This window comes from Variovorax boronicumulans (genome assembly GCF_009811375.1).
Taxonomy (GTDB): domain Bacteria; phylum Pseudomonadota; class Gammaproteobacteria; order Burkholderiales; family Burkholderiaceae_C; genus Variovorax; species Variovorax boronicumulans.
Map to the genome: position 1 here is coordinate 85,766 of NZ_BKDH01000001.1, position 13,342 is coordinate 99,107.

14 protein-coding genes and 1 tRNA gene are annotated in these 13,342 nt (G+C 68.1%); 2 read left to right on the forward strand and 13 right to left on the reverse strand.

Going from position 1 to position 13,342, the window contains the following annotated elements; translation table 11 throughout:
- Window positions 1-11 precede the first annotated feature (11 nt).
- Window positions 12-1,373 carry a tetratricopeptide repeat protein gene (locus VHAB30_RS00440; protein WP_159275442.1) on the reverse strand — a complete coding sequence of 454 codons (1,362 nt, stop codon included), beginning with the start codon at window positions 1,371-1,373 and terminating at the stop codon, window positions 12-14.
- A gap of 50 nt (window positions 1,374-1,423) precedes the next feature.
- Window positions 1,424-1,822 carry a tautomerase family protein gene (locus VHAB30_RS00445; protein WP_159273004.1) on the reverse strand — a complete coding sequence of 133 codons (399 nt, stop codon included), beginning with the start codon at window positions 1,820-1,822 and terminating at the stop codon, window positions 1,424-1,426.
- Between the two features lie 125 nt (window positions 1,823-1,947).
- On the opposite strand from VHAB30_RS00445, the gene VHAB30_RS00450 reads away from it, so the two are divergent.
- Entirely contained in the window at window positions 1,948-2,811 is an 864-nt protein-coding gene (locus VHAB30_RS00450) for a LysR family transcriptional regulator (RefSeq protein ID WP_159275443.1), read from the forward strand.
- A 12-nt stretch (window positions 2,812-2,823) separates the two neighbouring features.
- Here VHAB30_RS00450 and VHAB30_RS00455 read toward each other — a convergent pair whose 3' ends face one another.
- The 6 genes from VHAB30_RS00455 to VHAB30_RS00480 all read right to left on the reverse strand — a co-directional run bounded on the left by VHAB30_RS00455 (window position 2,824) and on the right by VHAB30_RS00480 (window position 9,659).
- Complete coding sequence (locus VHAB30_RS00455) at window positions 2,824-4,233, reverse strand: amidase (RefSeq protein WP_235926365.1); 1,410 nt, start codon at window positions 4,231-4,233, stop codon at window positions 2,824-2,826.
- A gap of 8 nt (window positions 4,234-4,241) precedes the next feature.
- Entirely contained in the window at window positions 4,242-5,729 is a 1,488-nt protein-coding gene (locus VHAB30_RS00460; protein WP_159275445.1) for an ABC transporter substrate-binding protein, read from the reverse strand.
- Window positions 5,730-6,005: 276 nt separating this feature from the next.
- Window positions 6,006-6,827, reverse strand: a complete 822-nt coding sequence (locus VHAB30_RS00465) for an ATP-binding cassette domain-containing protein (RefSeq protein ID WP_159275446.1) — start codon at window positions 6,825-6,827, stop codon at window positions 6,006-6,008.
- Window positions 6,824-7,813: an ABC transporter ATP-binding protein gene (locus tag VHAB30_RS00470; protein WP_159275447.1), complete on the reverse strand. Its 990-nt coding sequence runs from the start codon at window positions 7,811-7,813 to the stop codon at window positions 6,824-6,826. The genes VHAB30_RS00465 and VHAB30_RS00470 overlap by 4 nt, the downstream gene beginning before the upstream one ends.
- 11 nt (window positions 7,814-7,824) lie before the next feature.
- The gene (locus VHAB30_RS00475; RefSeq protein WP_159275448.1) at window positions 7,825-8,712 is read right to left on the reverse strand and encodes an ABC transporter permease; all 888 of its coding nucleotides are present in this window, start codon (window positions 8,710-8,712) and stop codon (window positions 7,825-7,827) included.
- A complete protein-coding gene (locus VHAB30_RS00480; protein WP_159275449.1) occupies window positions 8,709-9,659 on the reverse strand; it encodes an ABC transporter permease in 951 nt (316 codons plus the stop codon). Before VHAB30_RS00480 ends, VHAB30_RS00475 begins: the two co-directional genes overlap by 4 nt.
- A 145-nt stretch (window positions 9,660-9,804) precedes the next feature.
- Between VHAB30_RS00480 and VHAB30_RS00485 the strand changes: the two genes are divergently transcribed.
- The gene (locus VHAB30_RS00485) at window positions 9,805-10,110 is read left to right on the forward strand and encodes a YfhL family 4Fe-4S dicluster ferredoxin (RefSeq protein WP_159275450.1); all 306 of its coding nucleotides are present in this window, start codon (window positions 9,805-9,807) and stop codon (window positions 10,108-10,110) included.
- Here VHAB30_RS00485 and VHAB30_RS00490 read toward each other — a convergent pair.
- The 5 genes from VHAB30_RS00490 to VHAB30_RS00510 form a co-directional block, all read right to left on the reverse strand.
- A complete protein-coding gene (locus VHAB30_RS00490; RefSeq protein WP_159275451.1) occupies window positions 10,093-10,512 on the reverse strand; it encodes a hypothetical protein in 420 nt (139 codons plus the stop codon). The genes VHAB30_RS00485 and VHAB30_RS00490 overlap by 18 nt on opposite strands.
- Window positions 10,513-10,640: 128 nt before the next feature.
- Entirely contained in the window at window positions 10,641-11,276 is a 636-nt protein-coding gene (gene pth, locus VHAB30_RS00495) for an aminoacyl-tRNA hydrolase (protein WP_101488766.1), read from the reverse strand.
- An 81-nt stretch (window positions 11,277-11,357) separates the two neighbouring features.
- The gene (locus VHAB30_RS00500) at window positions 11,358-12,020 is read right to left on the reverse strand and encodes a 50S ribosomal protein L25/general stress protein Ctc (protein ID WP_159275452.1); all 663 of its coding nucleotides are present in this window, start codon (window positions 12,018-12,020) and stop codon (window positions 11,358-11,360) included.
- A gap of 86 nt (window positions 12,021-12,106) precedes the next feature.
- Window positions 12,107-13,081, reverse strand: a complete 975-nt coding sequence (locus VHAB30_RS00505) for a ribose-phosphate pyrophosphokinase (RefSeq protein WP_062476346.1) — start codon at window positions 13,079-13,081, stop codon at window positions 12,107-12,109.
- A 143-nt stretch (window positions 13,082-13,224) separates the two neighbouring features.
- Window positions 13,225-13,301 (reverse strand) — tRNA-Gln (locus VHAB30_RS00510).
- Between the last annotated feature and the right edge of the window lie 41 nt (window positions 13,302-13,342).

Consider the following 13,342-nt stretch of genomic DNA (forward strand, 5'->3'; position numbering starts at 1 on the left):
CCGCGCGCCGCTCAGCGCGCCGTGAGCTGCCTCAGCCCCAGCCGCGCGTAGACCGCGTCGGTCTGCCGCCGCAGCCGCAGCGATTCGGGCTGGCCGTTGAGCTGCTGCTGCAGCAGGCCTTGCGCGCCCGCCAGCGCGGACTCGGTGCCGGTGCGCACCAGCGCGTCGAGGTACAGCTGCTCGAACAGGTCGCGCTGCGCGTGGCTGCCGCCGATCTCGATCATGCGCGGCAGCGCGACGCCCAGGCCTTCGACCGCGCCCGCCACGTCGCCGCGCGCATGGGCCACGAGGCCGCGCGCGGCCGGCACGCACACGCGCTGCCACGCGGCGCGCGTGGACGCTGGCGCCACGGGCGCGAAGGCCTCGATGTTGTGCAGCAGCACCTGCGCCTCGGGCCGGCCAGCGCGCGCCAGGCCGTAGAGGTACTGCAGGTCGAGAAAGGGCAGCACGTGGTCGGCCTGGCGCTGCCGCAGGTGGTCGGCCACGTCGTCCCAGCGCGCGCCGACGTCGATGCCCGCCAGCTCGAGCCGCGCGAGGAGCGACACGGCGCCGATCTGGTCTTGCGAGTAGTCCTTCACCACGCCCCAGGCGTGCTCGTCGTACACCGCGAGCGCTTCGGCGTCGCGGCCCAAGTCGATGAGGAACAGCGCCACGTGCCACCAGTTGTGCGTGACCATGAAGGAGTTGAGCCCGGTCCAGGTGTCGCTCACGCCCTGCATGAACGCCAGCCCCTCGGCCAGCCGGCCTTCGGTGAGCATCACGTGCGCCAGCGCATGGTGCGCCCAGGGCTCCTTGCGGCACAGGCCGATGGCACGGCGCGCGCTGGCCTCGGCCTCGCGCAGCAGGTGGCACTGCTCGTAGCCGAAGGCCGCCATGCCGTGCACGTAGGGCACCTCGGCTGTGGCCGGCAGCGCCGCGAGCGCGAGCCGCAGCATGCCGGGGCAGTCGCCGGTGTTGAAGCAGTGGTACTGGCCCAGCTTCACCGACACCAGGTCGCGCGGATGCTCGCGCGCCTGCTCGGCATGCAGCGCGATGGCGCGTGCGATGTCGCCGTCGGTCCAGGCCTGGACGGCGGCGATGTAGCGCTGCTCGCGCGGCGTGGCGCGCGCCGCACCGGCGCGGGCCTTGTCGAGGAAGGGCTGCGCATTCGCTGCGGCCTCGCGCGATTCGGCGAACAGGTGCAGCGTCGCGCAATAGGCTTGCACGATCGGGCTGGCATCGCGCTCGGCCAGCGCCAGCAGGTTCACGGCGCGCGCCTCGGTCGAGAGAAAGCCCATGACGAAGTCGTCGACCAACGCGAGGCTGGCGGCGTCGTCGAGCGTGAGCGGATTGCCGAGGCTGTCGGCGGTGTGCGGGGTTCCGTGGGAGGGCATGGCGGCATGGTGCCACGCCCCCGGCGTCTTTCAAGTCCCTGTGAGAAGCCCTAGACACCCGCCTGCTGGTGGCGGTACTCCTGCGTCTGGCCGCCGTAGCCGTAGGCCGCGGCGCGCGCGTCGATCACGTGGACGTACGAGACCTCGTGCAGGTCGGGCCGCAGCCGCGCCATGGCCGCGTGCACCTCGCGCAGGTAGCGCGCCTTCTCGGCCTTGGTGTTGGTCTCGTCGGTCACGCTGATGTCCAGGTGGAAGGCCGACTTGCCGAGCTCGGCCAGCGACTGGCCGCCGATGAACCAGCTGTCGGCGGCGATGTACTGCACCGTGACGGCGATGACCGGCAGCGCCTTGCCGAGCACGCTCTGCGTGAGCTCGGCGACCGTGTCGACGGTCTTGCGGGTGAGGGCGGCGTCAGGCTGGCCGGAGAGGTGGACGACGATGTGGGGCATGGTGGACTCCTTTTTGCGTTGAAGAACGGGTGGTCGATGGGGTGATTGTGGGATTCCTCTCGTCATCGGAAAAGCGGGAAGATATGATGGAATCCATCGGATCAGCGAATGGATGGGCAGGCACCATGCAAGGCTTCGACCTCGAACAGTTGCGCACCCTGGTGGCGGTGGCCGACGCCGGCAGCCTCACGGCCGCGGCGCCGCGCGTGTACCTGTCGCAGTCGTCGGTGAGCGAGCAGATCCGCAAGCTCGAGGAGCGCGCCGGCCAGTCGCTGCTGACGCGCAGCAAGGCCGGCGTGGCGCCCACCGAGGCGGGCCTGCGGCTGCTGGGGCATGCGCGGCGCATCCTCGCGCTGAGCGACGAGGCCTTTCGCGACCTGCGCGGCGAAACCCTGCAGGGCGAGCTGCGGCTGGCCGTGACCGACTACTTCCGCCCCGGCGACCTCACCCGCCTGCTGGGCCGGCTCGGCGAGCGCTATCCGCAGGTGCGGCTGCACGTGACCATCCTGAAGAGCGACGCGCTGCGCACCGCCTACGCGCACGGCGATTTCGACGTGGGCCTGGCCATGAACATCGCGGGCGCCAATGCAGCAGCGGCGGGCAGCGGCGCCGTGCTGCGGCGCGAATCGCTGGCGTGGCTCGGCGCGACCGGCCTGCGCCTTGTGCGCGGCGAGCCGGTGCGGCTGCTGGCGCTGCCCGACACCTGTTCGCTGCACCAGTTCACCGTGTCCCTGCTGCGCCGCCGCCGCGTGCCCTACGTGCTGGCGCACGTCGCATCGGGGGTGGCGGGCCTGCAGTCGGCTTTGGCCGCAGGCCTGGGCGTGGCCTGCCTCAACGAATCGGCGATCGGGGAAGGCATCGCGCGGCTCGCGCCGCCCCATGGGCTGCCGGCGCTGCCGCGCGTGGCGTTCCAGTGGCTGCCCGCGCGGCGGGGTGAGACCGCGTTCGTGACGCGGGCGCGGGAGATGCTGTCGTTGCAGCTGGCCTGATGAAGGCCGTGCTCAGAGCTGCGGCCAGGGCCGTTGTACTTCCCGGATCTGCTCGAACGCACGCGCCACGCGCAGCACGCCGAGGTCGTCGAAGCGCTGTCCCGCGATCTGCAGCCCGATCGGCAAACCGCCGGCCGAGTACCCGCAGTTCACCGACGCCGCCGGCTGCTCCGACATGTTGAACGGCACCGTGAAGCCGATGTGCTCCAGCGGGCGCAGCGGGTCGTTGGTGGGCGAGGGCGCCTCGGCCGCTGCCGGCATGTTGGGCGACACGGGCGAGATCACGTAGTCGAAGCGGGCACAGGCGTTCACCGTGGTGACGCGCGTCGCATGGAACTGGCTGAAGCTGCGGAACACATGCTCGCCGCTGAACTCGGCGGCGCTCTCGGCCCATTCGCGGATGTAGGGCAGCACCTTGGCGCGCTGGTCGGGGCGCAGGGCCTTCAGGTCCACGAGCGAGCGCATGCGCCACAGGTGGTCCATGCCGTCGAGCAGGGCCTGCGACATGAAGGGCTGCATGGGCTCGACGATGGCGCCGGCCTTTTCGAACAGGCGCGCCGCCTGCTCGACCGCGGCCTGGATCTCGGGTTCCACTGCGAGGCCGCAGCCGGCGTCCAGCAGCAGCCCGATGCGCAGGCCGCGCAGGTGGTCGGGCGCGACGTCGAACGCGGCCCAGTCGATGTCCTGCGCGGGCAGGCTCATGCTGTCGCGCGCGTCGGGCCGGGCCAGCGCCTGCATCATGAGCGCGGCGTCGCCGACGGTGCGCGTCATGGGGCCGGCGGCGCGGCCCATGTAGGGCGGGTCGATCGGGATGCGCCCCAGGCTGGGCTTGAGCGTGAAGATGCCGCACCAGCTGGCGGGCAGCCGCAGCGAGCCGCCGATGTCGGTGCCCAGGTGCAGCGGACCGTAGCCCGCCGCCGCAGCGGCACCGGCGCCGGCACTGGAACCGCCCGGCGTGCGGCTCAGGTCCCAGGGGTTGCGCGCCAGCGTGTGAAAGCTCGACAGCCCCGACGACAGCATGCCGTAGTCGGGCATGGTGGTCTTGCTGACGATGACGGCGCCGGCCTCCTTCAGGCGCGCGGCCGGCGGCGCGTCGGCGGCGGCGGGCATGAGGTCGACGGCGGCGGTGCCCGCGGGCAGCGGGTCGCCGCGCGTGGCGATGTTTTCCTTGATCGTGGTCGGCACGCCGTCGAGCGGGCCGCGCGCGTCGCCGCGCTGCCAGCGCTGCTCCGAGGCGCGCGCCTGCTCCAGCGCGGCCTCGGGCCGGAACAGCCACGTGGCCTGCAGCCGGGGCTCGCAGTGCTCGATGCGCGCGATGACGGCGCGCGTCACCTCGACCGGCGACAGGCGCTTCTCGCGGTAGGCCGCGGACAGCTCCTGCGCCGACAGTTCGCTCAACGAAGGCAGGGAAGGGTCAGGCACTGCGGGGCTCATCCCCACGACAGGGCCGACAGGTCGTTCACGAAGATCGGGTTCTCTTTCCAGAGGCCCTTGACGTTCTTCTTGGCCACGGTCGGGAACTGCGGCTGGTAGAGGAAGCCGTTGGCCGCGTCGGTGGCCAGCAGCTTCTGCGCCTCGCCCAGCAGCTTGTTGCGCTCGGCCGCGTTGCCGGTGGACTTGATCTTGTCGAACAGCGTGTCGAAGGCCTTCGACTGGTAGCCCCAGTAGTAGTCGGGCTTGGCGTAGTTGCCCAGGTCGAAGGGCTCGACGTGCGAAATGATCGACAGGTCATAGTCCTTGTTGCCGTAGGTGCCGCTGAGCCACTGCGCCCACTCGACGTTCTGGATCTTCACGTTGATGCCGATCTTGGCGAGCTGGGCCACGATGACTTCGCCGCCCTGGCGCGCGTACGGCGGCGGGGGCAGGGTCATGCGCAGTTCGAGCGGGGTCTTCACGCCGGCTTCGGCGAGCAGCTTCTTGGCCTTCTCGATGTCGAAGGGGTTGATGCCCGTGGTGTCGATGTAGCCCGCGGCGCCCGGCACGTAATGGCTGCCGATCGGCACGCCCAGGCCGTCGGCCGCGCCCTCGATGAAGGCCTTGCGGTCGATGGCCGCGAGGATGGCGCGGCGCACGCGCACGTCGTCGAGTGGCTTCTTCTTGTTGTTGATCGAGAGGATGGTCTTGGCGCGCGAACCGGCCAGGATGGTCTGGAACTGCGGGTTGTTGCGGAACTGCGGCACGGCGCGCGTGCCGATGCGCGTGAACACGTCCACATCGCCCGAGAGCACGGCGGCGGCCTGCGCGGCGGTGTCCGAGATGAAGCGGAAGGTGACCTTGTTGATCTTCGCGACTGCGGGGGCGCGGAAGCCCTCCCACTTGCTCAGCGTGATCGACGAGCCCTTGGCCCAGTTGTCCAGCTTGTAGGGGCCGGTGCCGATCGGCTTGGTGGCGTTGCCCTCGGCGCTCTTGGGCTCGACGATGGCGGCCGTGGCCTGGCCCAGCACGAAGGGCAGGTCGGGGTCGATCTCCTTGTTGATGACCACGACCGTGTGCTCGTCGACCACCTGGGTGGCGAGGTTGGCGAAGGTGCGCTTGTCCTTGTTGGTGCTCTTCTCGCCGCCGGCGCGGTCGAACGCGAACTTGACGGTGGACGCGTTGAAGGGCTCACCGTTCTGGAACTTCACGCCCTTGCGCAGCTTGAAGGTGTAGGTCTTCAGGTCGGGCGAGATTTCCCAGCTCTCGGCCAAGAGCGGCGTGACGCTGCCGTCGACGTTGATCTTGGTCAGCGTTTCCAGGATGTTGTACTGCACGACCTCGGCGATGGCGGCGGCGGCGCCGGTGGTCGGGTCCAGGCCTGGCGGCTCCAGGGCCATGCCGATCACGATGGCGTCCTTGCGGCCCTGCGCCATGCCGGCCAGCGGGGTGGCCAGGGCGACGGTGGCGCCGGCGGTGGTAAGGAGCGTGCGACGGTTCAACATACGGGGTGATCTCCGGAAAACGGTCAGTGTCGAATGACTGCTTCGGCGCGCACCGTGCCCCAGGGGGAAGCGCAGCGCCACGAAAGAAAGACACACAGCACGAAAGATGCCACGTGCAGCGGATCATTCTCTCGCAGCAGGCCCTCCGGTGCGCGCCGGCGCGGGCGGTTTTTCCTCGGGACGTTCCCGGATGGGCGAGCGATCTTGCGCGAAGCCAACGGCTTGCGCCACCAGATGCTCATGACCGATCTGTCCGAGGCCGTGCCCCCGGCGACTTCAGGCCGCGCGCAGCGTGCCGCCGGGCGGCGTGTGCAGCACCGCCGACAGCAGGGTGCGGGTGTACGGATGCTGCGCGTGATGGAACAGCTCGGCGGGCGGCCCCTGTTCCACGATCTGGCCCTTGAACACCACGCACACGTCGTCGCACAGGTGGTTGACCACGGCGAGGTCGTGGCTGATGAGCAGGTAGCTGATGCCGAACTGCTGCTGCAGGTCCTGCATGAGGTTGAGCACCTGGGCCTGCACCGAAACGTCGAGCGCGCTCACGGGCTCGTCGGCGACGATGAGCTTGGGCCGCGTGATGAGCGCGCGTGCGATCGCGATGCGCTGGCGCTGGCCGCCGGAGAACTCGTGCGGGTACTTGTCGAGGTCGGTGGTGCGCAGGCCGACGGCGGCAAGCGCTTCGGCGGCGCGTTCGCGCTGCTCGGTGCGGCGCGTTTCGGCCAGCGCTTCGAGCGGTTCGGCGACGATGCGCGCGACGGTCTGGCGCGGGTCGAGCGAGCCGTACGGATCTTGGAAGACCATCTGGAAGTCGCGCCGCGCGGTGCGCAGATCGGCCTTCGAGAGCGTGTGCAGGTTGCGGCCTTCGAGCGCGACGCTGCCCGAGGTGGGCGTGTCCAGCGCCATCACGAGGCGCGCGATGGTCGACTTGCCCGAGCCCGATTCGCCGACGATGCCCACGCTCTTGCCGGCCTGCACGCTGAAGCTCACGCTGTTGAGGGCCTTCACGGTGGGCGGCGGGCCGAAGAGTTTTTCGCGCGGTAGGGCGTAGTGCCGCACGAGGTCGGTCACCTGCAGCAGCGGGGTCGATGGATTCATGGCGCAACAGCCTCCGCGGCTGCAATTTCTTCGAGACGCATGCAGCGCACCGCGTGGTCCGGCGGCAGCACCGTGGCGGACGGCCGCGTGGTGTGGCAGGCGTCGACCGTGTACGCGCAGCGGCCCGCGAACGGGCAGCCCGGCGGCAGGTCGACCAGCTCGGGCACGCTGCCGCGGATGGTCGCCAGGCGCAGGCCGCGCGGCGCACCGATGGCGGGGCGCGCGGCGAACAGGCCTTGCGTGTAGGGATGGGCGCGCTTGGCGAACACGGCGTCGGTGGGGCCGCTCTCGACCACGCTGCCGCCGTACATCACGAGCATCTTCGAGACCGTCTGCGAGATCACGCCGAGGTCGTGCGAGATCAGGATCAGCGCCATGCCGCGCTCGGCCACGAGGCCCTGGATGAGCTCCAGGATCTGCTTCTGGATCGTCACGTCGAGCGCGGTGGTGGGCTCGTCGGCGATCAGCAGGTCGGGCCCGCAGGCCAGCGCCATCGCGATGCCGATGCGCTGGCGTTGCCCGCCCGAGAACTGGTGCGGATACGCATCGAGGCGCGAGGCCGCGTCGGGAATGCCGACGCGGTCGAGCAGCGCGAGCACTTCCTTGCGCGCCTCGGCCTTCGACAGCCCGCGGTGCAGCCGCAGCGGTTCGCCGACCTGGCGCGCGATGGTGTGCACCGGGTTCAGCGCCGTCATCGGCTCCTGGAAGATCATGCCGATGCGATTGCCGCGGATCTGGCACATGTCCTTTTCGTCGCGCCCGACCAGCTCGGTGCCGTCGAAGCGGATGCTGCCCGTGACCTTCGCGGTCGCGGGCAGCAGGCCCATGAGCGACATCACGGTGATCGACTTGCCGCAGCCCGACTCGCCCACGATGCCCAGCGTTTCGCCGCGCTCCAGCGAGAAGGAAATGCCGCGCACGGCTTCGGCCGGGCCGCGCTGCGTCTGCAGGCCGATGTGGAGGTCGTTGACTTCGAGAAGTGCCATGACGTGCTTGTTTACCTCGCGCGCGCCAGGCGCGGATCGAGCAGGTCGCGCAGACCGTCGCCCATCAGGTTCAGGCCGAGCACCGCCAGGGCGATGGCCATACCGGGGAACACCGCGAGCAGCGGCTGCTGGAACATGAGGGTCTGGGCTTCGCTGAGCATGCGACCCCACGAGGGCTGCGGCGGCTGCGTGCCGAGGCCGAGGTACGACAGCGCAGCTTCGGCCAGGATCGCAATGGCGAAGCGGATCGTGATCTGCACGATCAGCACGGCGGAGATGTTGGGCAGCACGTGCTGCATGGTGATTGCGAAGCTGCCCTTGCCGCAGGCGCGTGCAGCAGCCACGTACTCGCGCGACCAGATCGCGTTGGCCGAGGCGCGCGTGATGCGTGCAAACGTCGGGATGTTGTAGATGCCGATCGCGATGATGGCGTTGACGATGCCGGCGCCGAACACGGCCGTCATCATGATGGCCGACAGGATGGCGGGGAAGGCGAGCGTGAAGTCCGACAGGCGCATCACCGCTTCTTCGACCCAGCCGCGTCTTGCTGCAGCGAGCAGGCCCAGCGCGGTGCCGACGACGAGGCCGATGCCGACGGCAATCACGCCCACGAGGATGGAGGCGCGCGCACCCACCAGCAGCAGCGAGGCCACGTCACGACCGAACGCGTCGGTGCCGAGCCAGTGCGTGGCCGAAGGGCCCTGCATCTTGTTCGCCATGTCCATCGCGTAGGGCGACCACGGCGTCCAGACGAAGGAGAGCAAGGCCGCCAGCAACAGCAGCAACGCGAACACGCCGCCGATGACGAAGCTGCGGTGCTTGACCGCGCGGCGCCAGAAGCCGGGCGCGAGGGGCGCGGCGGATGCGGGCACGGAGGAAGGGGAGAGGATGGCGCTCATATGTCGCTCGCCTTGATGCGCGGGTCGATGACGGCGTAGAGCACATCGACCACGAAGTTCACGATGACGACCATGGCCGCGAGCAGCATCACGCAGTTGCGCACCACGATCAGGTCGCGGTTGCTGATGGCCTGGAAGATCAGGCGGCCCAAGCCCGGCAGGTAGAACACGTTCTCCACCACGATGGTGCCGGCCAGCAGTTCGGAGAACTGCATGCCCATGACGGTGATGACGGGGATCATCGCGTTGCGCAGCACGTGGGTCCACAGCACCATGCGCTGCGACACGCCCTTGGCGCGCGCGGTGCGCACGAAGTCTTCGCGCATCACCTCGAGCACTGCGGAGCGCGTGATGCGCGCGAGGATCGCGGCCTGCACCACTGCGAGCGACAGCGCGGGCAGAAGCAGGGACTTGAGCCCCGCGAAGATGCCTTCGCCCCAGCCCTCGAAGCCGCCGGCGGAGAACCACTGCAGCTGCACCGAGAACACGAGGATCAGCAGGATCGCGAACCAGAAGTTGGGAATGGCGATACCGACCTGGGCCATGCCCATGAGGCCGACGTCGCCGAGCTTGTTGTGGCGCGCCGCAGCCGTCACGCCCACGAGCAACGCGATGACGACGGTGAGGGCCATCGCCATCACGGCCAAGGGCACGGTGAGAGCCAAACGTTCGAGGATCAGGTCAATGACCGGCGAGCTGTAGGCGTAGCTGTCACCGAGGTTGCCGGTGAGCAGGCCACCGATCCAGTGCCAGTAGCGCGTCCACGCGGGCTGGTCCAGGCCGAGCTTGGAGGCCAGGGCGGCGACGGCGTCGGGCGAGGCGTCGGGGCCCATGAGCATCTGCGCGGCGTTGCCGGGCAGGATCTCGAGGACGAGGAAAACGATGACCGAGGCGCCGATCAGGGTGCCGATCAGCGTGGCGATGCGCTTGAATAGAAACAGACTCATGGGGCGGGCCGCAGCATAACTGACTGGTGCAACAACCGTGCCTCGACTGTGAACTTTGTCGCTCCTCGCCGGACCGCCCTGACGCTGGCGGGGGCTCCGCAGGGTCTGCTGGGAGGCCTTCGTCCGGTCCGCCGATAATCGGGGGATGGCCCTCATGATCACCGACGAATGCATCAACTGCGATGTCTGCGAGCCCGAGTGCCCGAACGATGCGATCTACATGGGCGTCGAGTTCTACGAGATCGACCCGCACAAGTGCACCGAGTGCGTCGGCCACTTCGACGAGCCGCAGTGCGTGCAGATCTGCCCGGTGGCCTGCATCCCGGTGAACCCGGACCATGTGGAGACCCGCGAGACGCTGATGCAGAAGTACGTGCGCCTCACGGCGGACAAGGCGGCAGCGCCAGCTTCGGATGCCGCCTCTCCGTCGTCGTCAGCCGGCGCCCTCTGAGCCGGACGGTTTCTTCTTCTTTTTCTTCTTGCCTGTGTCCTTCGGCGCCTCGTCGCCGGTCGACGGGCTGTTGAAGCGCGCGCTCGTCGGGCGGGGCTCGGCCGTGTGCTTGCGCTGGCGGGCCTGGGCGGCCTGTTCTGCGGGCGTGAGCGGTTGCTCGCTCGTGGCGAAGCGCCCGGCATCGAAGGTCGTGGGACTGCGCCGGCCGAGCGCCTCCCGCTCCTGCGACTCTCGGTGGCGTGCCAGCCGACCCGCGCTGCGTTCGTTGCGGCGCGTGGCATCTTCCGATGCCTTGCGGTCCGCATCGTTGCGCCGATCGTCCACCTTCACGGTCCGCCCACCTTCGCAGGGCTGGTCGGAATAGGTGTTGCCGCATCGCCAGGTCTGGGCCGAAACGCCCATGGAGACGGCGGAAAGTGCTATTGAAAATATAGCAATTGCCGCTGTGCCTGCTGTCTTCTTGTTCTTCGTCGTCGTTCTTCTTTTTCTCATTTTTTGTTTGCTCTCCCTCCCTGCACTCCCGTGGCCGGCTAGGTGGCGGCAGGCGTCGTGCCTCCGTCGCCGGGCTCCCGCCTCGGCGGCTTGGGCCGCGGCGGTTTGCTCGTGTGAATCATCAGCGTGGCCTTTTCCATCTCGCCGGCCACCAGGGCGGGGGCGGCGTGCAAGGTGCGCACGATGGCGTCTTCGATCGCTTCACGTTGTTCCTTGAGCGGCTTCTTGAGCACCCAGTTGACGACCTCCGACTTCACGCCGGGGTGGCCGATGCCCAGCCGCAGGCGCCAGTAGTCGCCGGTGCCGAGTTGCGCGTGGATGTCGCGCAGGCCGTTGTGGCCTGCGTGGCTGCCGCCGAACTTGAGCTTGGCCTGGCCGGGCACCACGTCGAGCTCGTCGTGCACCACGAGGATTTCTTCGGGCGCGATCTTGAAGAAGCGCGCCAGCGAGGCCACCGACTTGCCCGACAGGTTCATGAAGGTCTGCGGCTCCAGCAGCCAGATGCTCTGGCCGCCGATGTTCGCGCGTGCCGCGAGGCCGTGGTAGCCGCGCTCGGGCACGAGGTTGAGCTTCCAGTCGCGCGCGAGGGCGTCGATCCACCAGAAGCCGGCGTTGTGGCGCGTGGCTTCGTACTCAGGGCCCGGGTTTCCGAGGCCGACAAACAGCTTGATCATGGCGGGAATTATCTCGCCGCCCCCCAAAGCAAAAGGCCCGCACGAGGCGGGCCTTCTGTTCGCGGACGGAAAGAAAGAGGATTACTTCTTCTTGGCCGTCTTGGCGGCGGGCTTGCCAGCGGCAGCAGCAGCAGCAGCGCCTTCGGCAGCAGCGCCTTCGGCGGCCGGTGCGGGCTCTTCCGAGACCAGCGGCGGTACGGCCGACACGATGACCGGGTTGGTCTTGCCGTGGCTCACGAACTTCACGCCCTTGGGCAGCTTGATGTCGTTGACGTGCAGCGTTGCGTTCTTCTTCAGGCCCGAGAGATCGATCTCGATGAATTCAGGCAGATCGCTGGGCAGGCAGTTGATTTCCAGCTCGGTCATCACGTGGTTCACGAGGTTGTGATCCAGCTTGACGGCGTCGGACTCTTCTTCACCCTTGAAGTGAAGCGGCACCTTCATGTTCATGCGGGTCTTGGCATCGACGCGTTGGAAGTCGATGTGTTGCACCAGCTGACGGAACGGGTGGTATTGCACGTCGCGCAGCAGCACCTTGGTGACGGCGCCGGCGAGGTCCATTTCGAGGATCGACGAGTGGAAGGCTTCCTTCTTCAGGGCGTGCCACAGCGCGTTGTGATCGATTTCGATCAGTTGCGGCTGGGTGTCACCACCGTAGACGATGCCCGGGGTCTTGCCCGTGATGCGGAGACGGCGGCTCGCACCCGTGCCCTGCTTTGCGCGCTCATAAGCGACGAATTTCATAACTAGCTCCTGTGAGAGTCCACCGCGACCAGTGCGACTCCGGTTCAAAAAGGCCTCCGAAGGAGGCCTGCTTTTTCGCTCTCAGCTCAGAACAGGTTGTCCTGGTCCGAGAACAAACTCATCACCGACTCGCCCTTGGCAATGCGCTGGATCGTTTCGGCGATCAGCGGTGCCACGGAGAGCTGGCGGATCTTTCCGCACGCGACGGCCGCGTCGGAAAGAGGGATGGTGTTGGTGACGACCACTTCGTCCAGGGCCGTGCCCTTGGAGAGGCGTTCGATGGCCGGGCCCGAGAAGATCGGGTGCGTGCAATAGGCGTACACGCTCTTGGCGCCGCGCTCCTTCAGCACTTCGGCCGCTTTGACCAGCGTGCCGGCCGTGTCGATCATGTCGTCCATGATCACGCAGTTGCGGCCGTCGATCTCGCCGATCACGTTCATGACTTCGCTGACGTTGGCCTTCGGGCGGCGCTTGTCGATGATGGCGAGGTCGCAGTTCAGTTGCTTGGCCAGCGCACGGGCGCGGACCACGCCGCCGACGTCGGGCGAGACCACGATCAGGTCTTCGTAGTTCTTCTGACGCAGGTCGCCCAGCAGCACGGGCGAGGCGTAGATGTTGTCGACCGGAATGTCGAAGAAGCCCTGGATCTGGTCGGCGTGCAGGTCCATGGTGAGCACGCGCTCGACGCCCACGGTTTCCAGCAGGTTGGCGACCACCTTGGCCGAGATCGGCACGCGGCTCGAGCGCGGGCGGCGGTCCTGGCGGGCGTAGCCGAAGTAGGGAATCACGGCGCTGATCCGCTCGGCCGAGGCGCGCTTGAGCGCGTCGACCATGATCAGCAGTTCCATCAGGTTTTCGTTGGTCGGCGCGCAGGTCGACTGCACCACGAACACGTCGCGCGCACGGACGTTCTGGTTGATCTCGACGGTGACTTCGCCGTCGGAGAAGCGACCGACGCGTGCTGCGCCCAGCGAGGTGCCGAGGTTGTGCGCGATTTCTGCAGCAAGGCCGGGATTGGCGTTGCCGGTGAAAACCAAGAAGTCAGGGTGATTGGCCTGCATGAGCGCGTCCGGGCAGTGCAAATGGGCTTGCGGGAAAGCCGCCAAAGGTTTCGAGTCGTGGCGGCCTGTGTGGGCCGCCGATTATTGCAGCCGGTGGACTGCAAAAGAAGCACTGCGGCCATCAGGCCGCAGTTTGAGAGATTTGGCAGGGGAGAAAGGATTCGAACCTTTGCATGCTGGAATCAAAATCCAGTGCCTTAACCAGCTTGGCGACTCCCCTACACAGGTTGATGGTTTGCACCATCCACCGATATATGTCGC

What these genes read in the sequence shown, in the direction of transcription:
- VHAB30_RS00440 (WP_159275442.1), bottom strand. Translation starts at nt 1,373, where the DNA reads ATGCCCTCCCACGGAACCCCGCACACCGCCGACAGCCTCGGCAATCCG.
- VHAB30_RS00445 (WP_159273004.1), bottom strand. Translation starts at nt 1,822, where the DNA reads ATGCCCCACATCGTCGTCCACCTCTCCGGCCAGCCTGACGCCGCCCTC.
- VHAB30_RS00450 (WP_159275443.1), top strand. Translation starts at nt 1,948, where the DNA reads ATGCAAGGCTTCGACCTCGAACAGTTGCGCACCCTGGTGGCGGTGGCC.
- VHAB30_RS00460 (WP_159275445.1), bottom strand. Translation starts at nt 5,729, where the DNA reads ATGTTGAACCGTCGCACGCTCCTTACCACCGCCGGCGCCACCGTCGCC.
- VHAB30_RS00465 (WP_159275446.1), bottom strand. Translation starts at nt 6,827, where the DNA reads ATGAATCCATCGACCCCGCTGCTGCAGGTGACCGACCTCGTGCGGCAC.
- VHAB30_RS00470 (WP_159275447.1), bottom strand. Translation starts at nt 7,813, where the DNA reads ATGGCACTTCTCGAAGTCAACGACCTCCACATCGGCCTGCAGACGCAG.
- VHAB30_RS00475 (WP_159275448.1), bottom strand. Translation starts at nt 8,712, where the DNA reads ATGAGCGCCATCCTCTCCCCTTCCTCCGTGCCCGCATCCGCCGCGCCC.
- VHAB30_RS00480 (WP_159275449.1), bottom strand. Translation starts at nt 9,659, where the DNA reads ATGAGTCTGTTTCTATTCAAGCGCATCGCCACGCTGATCGGCACCCTG.
- VHAB30_RS00485 (WP_159275450.1), top strand. Translation starts at nt 9,805, where the DNA reads ATGGCCCTCATGATCACCGACGAATGCATCAACTGCGATGTCTGCGAG.
- VHAB30_RS00490 (WP_159275451.1), bottom strand. Translation starts at nt 10,512, where the DNA reads ATGGGCGTTTCGGCCCAGACCTGGCGATGCGGCAACACCTATTCCGAC.
- pth (WP_101488766.1), bottom strand. Translation starts at nt 11,276, where the DNA reads ATGATCAAGCTGTTTGTCGGCCTCGGAAACCCGGGCCCTGAGTACGAA.
- VHAB30_RS00500 (WP_159275452.1), bottom strand. Translation starts at nt 12,020, where the DNA reads ATGAAATTCGTCGCTTATGAGCGCGCAAAGCAGGGCACGGGTGCGAGC.
- VHAB30_RS00505 (WP_062476346.1), bottom strand. Translation starts at nt 13,081, where the DNA reads ATGCAGGCCAATCACCCTGACTTCTTGGTTTTCACCGGCAACGCCAAT.